The organism is Streptococcus sobrinus DSM 20742 = ATCC 33478, assembly GCF_000686605.1.
Taxonomy (GTDB): Bacteria; Bacillota; Bacilli; order Lactobacillales; family Streptococcaceae; genus Streptococcus; species Streptococcus sobrinus.
The window spans coordinates 1-9,286 of the sequence record NZ_JMLC01000040.1 but is presented as its reverse complement, the minus strand read 5'-3'; the positions used below and the strand labels follow the sequence as shown (position 1 = coordinate 9,286).

Genomic DNA, 9,286 nt, shown 5'->3' with positions numbered 1-9,286 from the left:
CTTGCTACGTTAGAAAGTATCAAAGATGCTAACTTTGATTTTAATTGGGTATAATACACTCTACCCTACTTCGGTATAGCCTGTGGCTCCTTGCCTGGGCAAGGTTTGATTTTCATTGAGTATTAAAACGAAAGGTGTATTTATGAAATTAAAAGAGACTTTGAATCTTGGGAAAACAGCTTTTCCTATGCGTGCTGGCCTTCCCAACAAAGAACCCAAGTGGCAAGCAGCTTGGGAGGAAGCTAACATTTACGGTAAACGGCAAGAACTGAATGCAAAGAAACCTTCTTTCTTCTTGCACGATGGTCCTCCCTACGCTAATGGAAATATCCATGTCGGGCATGCTCTGAACAAAATTTCTAAAGATATTATCATCCGCTCAAAATCCATGATGGGTTATCGGGCTCCTTACAATCCTGGTTGGGATACTCACGGTCTGCCAATTGAGCAAGTCCTAGCCAAAAAAGGGGTTAAACGCAAAGAAATTCCTCGTGCTCAGTACTTGGAAATGTGTAAGGAATACGCTCTCTCCCAAGTTGACAAGCAAAGGGAAGACTTCAAACGTCTAGGCGTTTCGGCTGACTGGGAAAATCCTTATGTTACCTTGACACATGACTATGAGGCAGCCCAAATTCGGGTTTTCGGTGCTATGGCTGACAAGGGCTATATCTACCGTGGTGCTAAGCCAGTCTATTGGTCTTGGTCATCTGAATCTGCTCTGGCTGAAGCCGAAATTGAATACCATGATCTAGTTTCAACCTCCCTTTTCTATGCTAATAAGGTCAAGGATGGCAAGGGAGTGCTGGATAATGATACCTACATCGTAGTCTGGACAACCACCCCATTTACCATCACAGCTTCTCGTGGTTTGACCGTTGGTGCAGATTTCAGCTATGTAACCGTGCAGGTGGCTGGTCAAGACCGCAAGTATGTTGTCGCCGAAGAACTCTTGGATGATTTGGCTGGACGCTTTGGTTGGGCTGATTTCCAAGTTCTGGACCGGCATACTGGTGCTGAGCTAGAATTGATTACCACCGAACACCCTTGGGATAGCCAGGTTGAAGAAATCGTCATGGTCGGCGACCACGTTACTCTTGACTCTGGTACTGGTATCGTCCATACCGCCCCTGGCTTTGGTGAGGATGACTATAATGTTAGCCTTAAGTATGGTCTGGAGGTCTCTGTCACCGTTGACAGTCGTGGTATCATGAACGAAGAAGCTGGACCTGATTTCCAAGGCCAATTCTATGACAAGGTTCTGCCTACGATTCTGGCAAAATTAGGTGATTTGCTTCTGGCCAAAGAAGAAATCACCCACTCATATCCATTTGATTGGCGGACTAAGAAGCCAATCATCTGGCGGGCTGTCCCTCAATGGTTTGCTTCCGTTTCAAAATTCCGCCAAGAAATTTTGGACGAAATTGAAAAAGTAGACTTCTTCCCTAGCTGGGGTAAGACTCGTCTCTACAATATGATTCGTGACCGTGGCGACTGGGTAATCTCCCGTCAACGGGCTTGGGGTGTGCCCCTGCCAATCTTCTATGCAGAAGATGGCACGGCTATCATGACCAAGGAAGTTACCGACCATGTAGCTGTTCTCTTTGCGGAACATGGCTCTGTTATTTGGTGGGATTGGGAAGCCAAAGACTTGCTTCCTGCAGGCTTCAGCCATCCTGGTTCACCAAATGGCCAATTTACCAAGGAAACTGACATCATGGATGTTTGGTTCGACTCAGGTTCTTCTTGGAATGGGGTTATGAACCAAAGAGAAGGTCTGGGTTATCCAGCTGACCTTTATCTGGAAGGGTCTGACCAATACCGCGGTTGGTTTAACTCGTCTTTGATTACCTCTGTGGCTGCCAATGGCCATGCACCTTACAAGGCTGTTCTTTCCCAAGGTTTCGTCCTCGATGGTAAGGGTGAAAAGATGTCCAAGTCAAAGGGAAATATCATTTCACCAAATGATGTAGCTAAGCAGTACGGGGCAGAAATCCTGCGTCTCTGGGTAGCTTCTGTTGATACTGACAATGATGTCCGGGTATCCATGGAAATCCTAGGTCAAGTCTCTGAAAGTTACCGGAAGATTCGCAATACCCTGCGTTTCCTTCTGGCTAATACCAGCGACTTTGATAAGGGCCAAGCCCTGGCCTATGAAGACTTGCGACCAGTTGACCAATACATGATGGTCAAATTTAACCAATTGGCGGCAACCATCACCAAGGCCTATGAAAACTACCGCTTCATGGATGTCTATAAGGCTGTCAACAACTTCTTGACCGTTGATTTATCAGCCTTCTACCTAGACTTTGCCAAGGATGTTGTCTATATTGAAGCGGCTGATAATTTGGCCCGTCGGCAAATGCAGACCGTCTTCTATGACATCTTGGTAAAGATTACCAAGCTCTTGACACCAATTCTGCCACATACGGCAGAAGAAATCTGGTCCTATCTAGATCAGGAAGCTGAAGACTTTGTTCAATTGGCGGAAATGCCTGAGGCAAAAGATTTCGCTAATCAAGATAGCCTGCTGGAAGCCTGGGATGCCTTCATGACCTTCCGAGCTCAAGCTCAAAAGGCTCTGGAAGAAGCCCGCAATGCCAAGCTGATTGGTAAGTCCTTGGAAGCACATTTGACTGTTTATGCTAGCCCAGAAGTTAAGGCGGACTTGGAGAACTTGGATAGCGATTTGGCTCAATTGCTAATTGTATCGGAGCTGACGATTACAGAGGAAGCAGCATCGGCAGATGCTGTGACATTTGAGGATGTGGCCTTCACGGTGCAACAAGCCCAAGGTCAGGTCTGTGATCGCTGCCGTCGGACCGATGTCACTACCAAGGAACGCCCTTACGGTGTCACTATCTGTGACCACTGTGCCGACATTGTTGAAAGCAACTTCCCTCAAGCTGTCGCTCAAGGCTTTGAAGTCAAAGCTAAGTAAACTAGATTTTTAAGAGAATGATAAAAGGCTCTATGACCTCAGAGGTTGTAAGGCCTTTTCTTTGCGGTTGAAATAAGTATACAAAAAGCCACTCTTGCGAGTGACCTATTGGTTTTATTCGACAGTAGGGATTGAAATTTCAATCAATTTTTCTGTGTGGCTTGATTTGATTTTATCTGGAATAATGATGTCAGGATTAACCTTGCGTTTGAAGAAGAATTCACGAATCTTCTCAATTTCTTCATCCTTAATAGCCCGATGGCAGTTGGAAATCAGGAGCTCATAGTGACCAGGTGCTTTAGAAAAAACGACATCGCTGTTACCAGCGGAATAAACTTCAACTAATTCAGCATCGGTATTACGCAGCTGATTACGAACAAGCGACGGGTGGCTGCTCGTTGTGTTTATTAGTCTCATTGAAGACCTCCTTATGAACTTTGCATAGTAACATTATAGCACTATTTTTGGAAAATAGTGGTCGCTCAGAGGGATTTGTGAGATTTTTTCCATTCCTCAATCCCCCACTTGTGACTGCCACGTTTGAGCTTGCTGATGGCCTCCTCGACAGGGAACCAGACCAGATTATTGAAATCCTCAAGAGGCTTGTCAACGGCAGTATAAGAAATTGCCTCATAGATGTAGGCGGGGTTGTAGAAGTAGGTGTCCCGATGGCTGGAGTAAAAATACTCATCAGCCTGGCCATAGTAGTTTCCTAGTTCAGCCTCAAAACCAAGTTCTTCAATTAGCTCGCGTTTGAGAGCACTTAATTGATCTTCACCAGCTTCGATTTCGCCACCTGGCAAAAACCAGGCGCCATTTGGTGCTTGCACCAGAATAATTTTGGTTTGGTCCTGGTTGGGGATGACGGCATAGACCCCATAGCGGGCGATATAATTTTTACCAGCCTCTTTTTGGCCAAAAGTAGGAGTGGACATAGATATTCCTCTTCTCTATATTTCTTGAGTTTATTATAACACATGAGGGAGTGAGACAAAAATCGTAATTTCTAAGAAATCAATTTGCTTCACTCTACAATTTTAAGGTTTAAGGGAAGTCTAGTCTATCCCCAGACTATCTTCGTTTTCTCGTTTTTAGGCTCAGGATTCAAGGAACACTGCAACTTTTTATTTCTCAACCCCGCACAGTTGATTTGGTTTTCTCCAACAGTCTCCCAGACTGTTGGACCTATCACTTGCATGTCAAGGGATAAGGACTTTGCTACATCGCAAATCAACCACTGCGTCAAACTGTTTAATGTTGAAAAAAGTAACGAGGTGAGGATCTTTCGTGCCAGCCTCTTGCTTAAAAATCAAGTCTTGGGAGTGGGCTCAATCGTACTTTTGTTAAATCATACTGGCTTAAAATCAAAAGTACCACTCTCTCTTCACATCATCCGCTAAAGTCCCCTGCCGTTTTAGCGAGATATGACCAGGCTAGAGCTGTCAGTTGAAAGTTTTGAGCTTCAAAGAGTATCAATTACCCCAGCTTACAAAAATCCCGACCTTGGGGTCAGGACTTATCTGTCTGAACTAATTTTCAGACGACCTTTCTTTTTTACCTGCGACACTCGTCTCGGCCTTTTTGGCAGCCTTGATGCTGATCTTACCATTCGAAGTCATAACGGCCTTGAAGTTCTTTTCACTAGGATTTTCTAGGTAGAAGTCGGTAATGGCATCTTCGATATTATCTTGGATGGTTCGACGCAGAGGTCTTGCCCCCATCTTGGGATCATAACCCAGTTCAACTAATTTTTCCTTGACCTTATCGGTGACATCCAGGTGAAGGTCATTGCTGGACAAACGCTTGTTGACATCATCCAACATGAGATCCACGATATGGAGAAGGTTGTCCTTGCTCAGGGCCTTGAATTCAATAATACCATCGAAACGGTTCATGAATTCTGGACTGAAGAAGTTGCTCAATTCTCCCATGACGGAATTGGTCCGCCCTTCACGGGCGGCTCCGAAACCAACGGAAGCCTCAGACTTACCAGTACCAGCATTTGAGGTCATGATAATGATGGTATCCTTGAAGCTGACGGTCCGACCTTGACCATCGGTCAGGCGACCATCATCCAAGACTTGCAGGAACATGTGCATGACATCAGGATGGGCCTTTTCCACTTCATCCAGCAGGGTAAGGGAATAAGGGTTGCGACGAACTTTTTCAGTTAATTGGCCAGCTTCTTCGTAGCCCACATAACCTGGAGGGGCTCCAACGAGTTTGGCTACGGCATGTTTTTCCATGTATTCGGACATGTCGAAACGAATCATGCTGTCAGCCGAGCCGAAGAGCTCAATGGCCAGCTGTTTGGACAGCTCAGTCTTACCGACACCGGTAGGTCCAACAAAGAGGAAGCTACCGATTGGACGATTTGGAGCCCCCAGACCGACACGATTACGGCGGATGGCCTTGGCAATCTTATCGACAGCATCGTCCTGACCAATGACACGGGACTTGAGGTCATCTGCCAAGTTGACCAGTTGCGACTGTTCCTTTTCCTTCAAATCACCGACAGGAATATTGGTCTTTTCTTCAACGATGGCTTCGATATGCTTTTCTGTGATAACAGGAATATCTTGGTCATCCAGTTGTTGGGACTGCATTTCCTTGTACTTGGCAATTTGGTCGCGGAAGTAGGCGGCTTTTTCAAAGTCCTCTTCGCGAGTCGCTTGAGCCTTGAGATTTTCGGCCTCAACCAAGCGTTGGTCAATTTCCTTAGGATCAATAAAGTTAAGGGTCAAATTCATCTTGGAGCCGGCTTCGTCCAGAAGGTCAATGGCCTTATCTGGCAGGAAGCGGTCTTGAATGTAGCGGTTGGACAGGACAGCCGCAGCCTCGATGGCATCATCAGTATATTTGACATGATGGTAGTCTTGATACTTGGGTTGGATACCATGCAGGATGGTGATGGTTTCTTCAACGGAAGGTTCATCCACCTTGACTGGTTGCATCCGTCTTTCTAGAGCCGCATCTTTTTCAATAATCCGATATTCATTGAGAGTAGTGGCACCAACCAGCTGTAGGTCACCACGGGCCAGGGCTGGCTTGAGGATATTTCCGGCATCCATGCTACCGTCAGAAGTGCCACCAGCACCAACGATTTCATGGATTTCGTCGATAAAGAGGATGACATCTTGCCGCTGGCGAATTTCTTCCATCAGCTTTTGCATCCGTTCTTCAAACTGTCCTCGAATACCGGTGCCTTGGACTAGGCTGACCACATCTAAACGAATGACTTGTTTGTTCTGTAATTTTTGAGGGACACTACCATCGACAATCTTTTGAGCCAAGCCTTCAACAACAGCTGTTTTACCAACACCAGGTTCACCGATGAGGACAGGGTTGTTCTTGGTCCGACGGTTGAGAATTTCAATGACGCGGACAATTTCTTGGTCACGACCGATAACAGGGTCAATGTCACCCCGGCGGGCCATATCAGTAATGTTGATCCCGAACTCATCCAAGATACCTTGAGCTTGTTGGGGCTGAGCCTGAGCTCTGCGACCTTGATTACCTCCACCGTTATTGCCGCCACGATTACCCCCGTCACCACCATTGCGTCCCGCTTGTGATTGGGGAGCGTTAGGTAGATCTGGATTAAAAGCACGGAAATTGTTTAAATCACCAAAGAAATCATCAAAGAATGAATCCATAGATTGATTTTGATGACTTTGTGGATTTTGGCTGGTTAAATTACTACTGAGAATATTTTCTGGGTCAGCCTTCATGATTTGATAGCAGTTTTGACAGAGATCAATCTGCTTTTGCTGGCCATTAATATTTGCATAGAGATGTATGCTCGCATCGTTGAGCTTACAGTTTTGACATAACATAGGAAACCTCCGATCTTGACCTATAGTCAATATTGGTCAAAGCCTATGCTGTTATTATAACACTCAAGCTATAGAAAGCAAGTAAAAAGATTGGGTTTTAGCAGACTGTCTATGAGAGTGCTAAATTTAATAAAGTGAATAAAATACAAAAACAACTTGACAATTTCCCAAAATAATGTAGAATACATGTATAAAAATACAAAAAAGGAAAAGCTTATGACCAAATCATTTTTAAAAGAGATAGATTTTACGAAAGAAGAGTTACTCGGCCTAATTGAGTCAGCAGCCAAGTTCAAGGTCCTTAAAAAGACTAAGCAGGCTCACAAATACTTGGAGGGCCTCAACATCGCTCTCATCTTTGAAAAGACCTCGACCAGAACCCGTTCTGCCTTCACGGTGGCTGGCCAAGACTTGGGTATGAATGTGACCTACTTGGGAGCAGGAGAAACCCAGCTGGGCAAGAAAGAATCTGTAGCCGATACGGCCAAGGTGTTGGGATCCATGTTTGATGGTATCGAATACCGGGGCTTTAAGCAGGAGGATGTGGAAACTCTGGCCAAATATTCCGGTGTTCCTGTCTGGAATGGCTTAACTGATACCTGGCATCCCACCCAGATGATTGCCGATTTCCTGACCCTCAAGGAGTATTTTGGCAGCTTAGAGGGCCTCAGCATCGCCTATATTGGTGATGGCCGCAATAATATGGCCAATTCGCTTCTGGTTACTTCGGCCATCCTTGGAGTCAACTGTACTATTATTGCTCCTGCCAGTCTCCAACCCGACCGAGACGTTCTAGACTTGGCCCAGCAGCACAATACTGGGGCTAAGCTAGAGATGACGGATGATATGGCAGCTGTCAAGGGTGTGGACATGATTTACACTGATGTTTGGGTCTCCATGGGTGAGGATGTGGACTTCAAAGAAAGAATTGATCTGCTTCTGCCCTATCAGGTCAATCAGGAACTCCTAGATTTGGCTCAAAATCCAGACCTAGTTGTCATGCACTGTCTGCCTGCCTTTCATGACCTCAATACCAGCATTGGCCAAGACATCTATGACAAATACGGCTACAGTGAACTTGAGATTACTGATCAGGTCTTCCAAAAATACAGCTCCCTTATTTTCCAAGAAGCTGAAAATCGCATGCATGCCATCAAGGCTATTATCTATCAATCCTACCAGGAGAACTAACTTAGTTAAAGAGAGGTCCATCTTAGTCTGTTGGCCTCTTTTTTCTATGAAAATCACTAGATTTTAGGGTTAAATTTGCCTAATTGGGGGCTTTGGTCTATCTCATTTCCCTAGTTTATGGTAAAATAAGACTGATTAAAAGATTAATGGAACAAGGGGTCAAAAGTAGTCAATGGGGAAAGTCTTTTCCAAGCCTCTTGTACTTAGCTAAGGAGAATCTACATGGAATCACATTTGGTGAGAATCATTGATCGTCTCAATTTGATGACGACAGATGGAGGCAATTTAAAACGAAATTTTGAACGTGACGGCGAAGTTGTTGCGGAAGTTTCTTTTGCCAACGATCCTGAAAATGGTCCTATTTTCACATTGCGTGATGTTAAAGCGCGTGAAACTTATACCTTCGATAGCATCGACTTGGTTGCTATGGAAATCTATGACCTACTTTACTAAGCACCATATTAGAAATCGGACTCTACTTGTAGCCCGATTTTTTTGACATAACGGAGGAGATTATGACAGAAAATGCAAACCAAATGACAAGCAAATCACAAACCTATTTAATCTTGAAGAATACAGCACCGAGTCTAGGTTTTATAGTCCTAGTTCTTGTCCTGCTCATGGGTGTTACACCTCGACAGTCTTTCATCTATCCCAGTTTGTTTAGCTTCCTCTGGACAGGTTTGAAAGTTGGTGGTCTGCAAAGCGGCGAATGGCTGATTCTGATAGCCTGTGGGCTTCTCGCTTTGACAGCTATTTTAGGTCAGTTTAATCTGATGCGATTTTTGAAACTTAGGCGGACAGATAAAGTCTTGCAGTGGCTAACATCTTGCCTAGGAATACTAGCTGACCTCCTCATGTTTTATTGTCTTATTGCTGGTTTAGTTCTCTTGTCAAGCATTTACTTCCTGCTTATTTTAATTCTTTTGCTAGCTAGTCTTGTCCTGTCTGTTCTCAATCTGTTTGTCGGTATGGACTCTGCATCTTCAGGCCTTGCAAATAGTGCGACAACCAGTGATAACCAGGTGGCACGAAATGCTAGTCAAGAAAACCAGCAACTTGCTGGTAAAACAGAGGGTGAAGAAGAGAACTCGCCCTTCTTCTAAAACTGTTTCACATGCTAACTTATCTTTATAGCAATAGGCTAATTGATCTCCTGACAGGGCAACGGGAGGTTCCAATTGGCTTTTTATTATCTCGGATCTAGGATTTTTAAAAATTATACAGGAAGCCAAATTTCAAGTCCAAGTTAGCCAGCAGATAAAACCTCTCTGGGGGATTTGTAATCCAGTATTTTCTTCGGATAGTTGTTTATCCAATT

At 44.7% G+C, this 9,286-nt stretch carries 7 protein-coding genes; 4 read left to right on the top strand and 3 right to left on the bottom strand.

Features of this window, described 5'->3' with window-relative positions; translation table 11 throughout:
* Positions 1-142 precede the first annotated feature (142 nt).
* Positions 143-2,938: an isoleucine--tRNA ligase gene (ileS, locus tag BS63_RS0109925; RefSeq protein WP_002963343.1), complete on the top strand. Its 2,796-nt coding sequence runs from the start codon at positions 143-145 to the stop codon at positions 2,936-2,938.
* Between the two features lie 114 nt (positions 2,939-3,052).
* Here the strand turns inward: ileS and BS63_RS0109920 are convergent, their stop codons facing one another.
* The 3 genes from BS63_RS0109920 to BS63_RS0109910 all read right to left on the bottom strand — a co-directional run bounded on the left by BS63_RS0109920 (position 3,053) and on the right by BS63_RS0109910 (position 6,774).
* On the bottom strand, positions 3,053-3,355 hold the full coding sequence (locus BS63_RS0109920) for a DUF1827 family protein (protein ID WP_002963344.1): 303 nt from the start codon (positions 3,353-3,355) through the stop codon (positions 3,053-3,055).
* A 65-nt stretch (positions 3,356-3,420) separates the two neighbouring features.
* The gene (locus BS63_RS0109915) at positions 3,421-3,873 is read right to left on the bottom strand and encodes an NUDIX hydrolase (protein ID WP_002963345.1); all 453 of its coding nucleotides are present in this window, start codon (positions 3,871-3,873) and stop codon (positions 3,421-3,423) included.
* Between the two features lie 594 nt (positions 3,874-4,467).
* Positions 4,468-6,774, bottom strand: coding sequence for an ATP-dependent Clp protease ATP-binding subunit (locus BS63_RS0109910; RefSeq protein WP_028798570.1), 2,307 nt, complete (start codon positions 6,772-6,774; stop codon positions 4,468-4,470).
* A gap of 216 nt (positions 6,775-6,990) precedes the next feature.
* Between BS63_RS0109910 and argF the strand changes: the two genes are divergently transcribed.
* The 3 genes from argF to BS63_RS0109895 all read left to right on the top strand — a co-directional run bounded on the left by argF (position 6,991) and on the right by BS63_RS0109895 (position 9,071).
* Positions 6,991-7,965 carry an ornithine carbamoyltransferase gene (gene argF / locus BS63_RS0109905; RefSeq protein WP_002960317.1) on the top strand — a complete coding sequence of 325 codons (975 nt, stop codon included), beginning with the start codon at positions 6,991-6,993 and terminating at the stop codon, positions 7,963-7,965.
* Positions 7,966-8,187: 222 nt separating this feature from the next.
* A complete protein-coding gene (locus BS63_RS0109900; RefSeq protein ID WP_002960316.1) occupies positions 8,188-8,418 on the top strand; it encodes a DUF1797 family protein in 231 nt (76 codons plus the stop codon).
* 62 nt (positions 8,419-8,480) lie between these two features.
* Positions 8,481-9,071: a hypothetical protein gene (locus BS63_RS0109895; RefSeq protein WP_002960315.1), complete on the top strand. Its 591-nt coding sequence runs from the start codon at positions 8,481-8,483 to the stop codon at positions 9,069-9,071.
* Positions 9,072-9,286 lie beyond the last annotated feature (215 nt).

What these genes read in the sequence shown, in the direction of transcription:
- ileS (WP_002963343.1), top strand. Translation starts at nt 143, where the DNA reads ATGAAATTAAAAGAGACTTTGAATCTTGGGAAAACAGCTTTTCCTATG.
- BS63_RS0109920 (WP_002963344.1), bottom strand. Translation starts at nt 3,355, where the DNA reads ATGAGACTAATAAACACAACGAGCAGCCACCCGTCGCTTGTTCGTAAT.
- BS63_RS0109915 (WP_002963345.1), bottom strand. Translation starts at nt 3,873, where the DNA reads ATGTCCACTCCTACTTTTGGCCAAAAAGAGGCTGGTAAAAATTATATC.
- BS63_RS0109910 (WP_028798570.1), bottom strand. Translation starts at nt 6,774, where the DNA reads ATGTTATGTCAAAACTGTAAGCTCAACGATGCGAGCATACATCTCTAT.
- argF (WP_002960317.1), top strand. Translation starts at nt 6,991, where the DNA reads ATGACCAAATCATTTTTAAAAGAGATAGATTTTACGAAAGAAGAGTTA.
- BS63_RS0109900 (WP_002960316.1), top strand. Translation starts at nt 8,188, where the DNA reads ATGGAATCACATTTGGTGAGAATCATTGATCGTCTCAATTTGATGACG.
- BS63_RS0109895 (WP_002960315.1), top strand. Translation starts at nt 8,481, where the DNA reads ATGACAGAAAATGCAAACCAAATGACAAGCAAATCACAAACCTATTTA.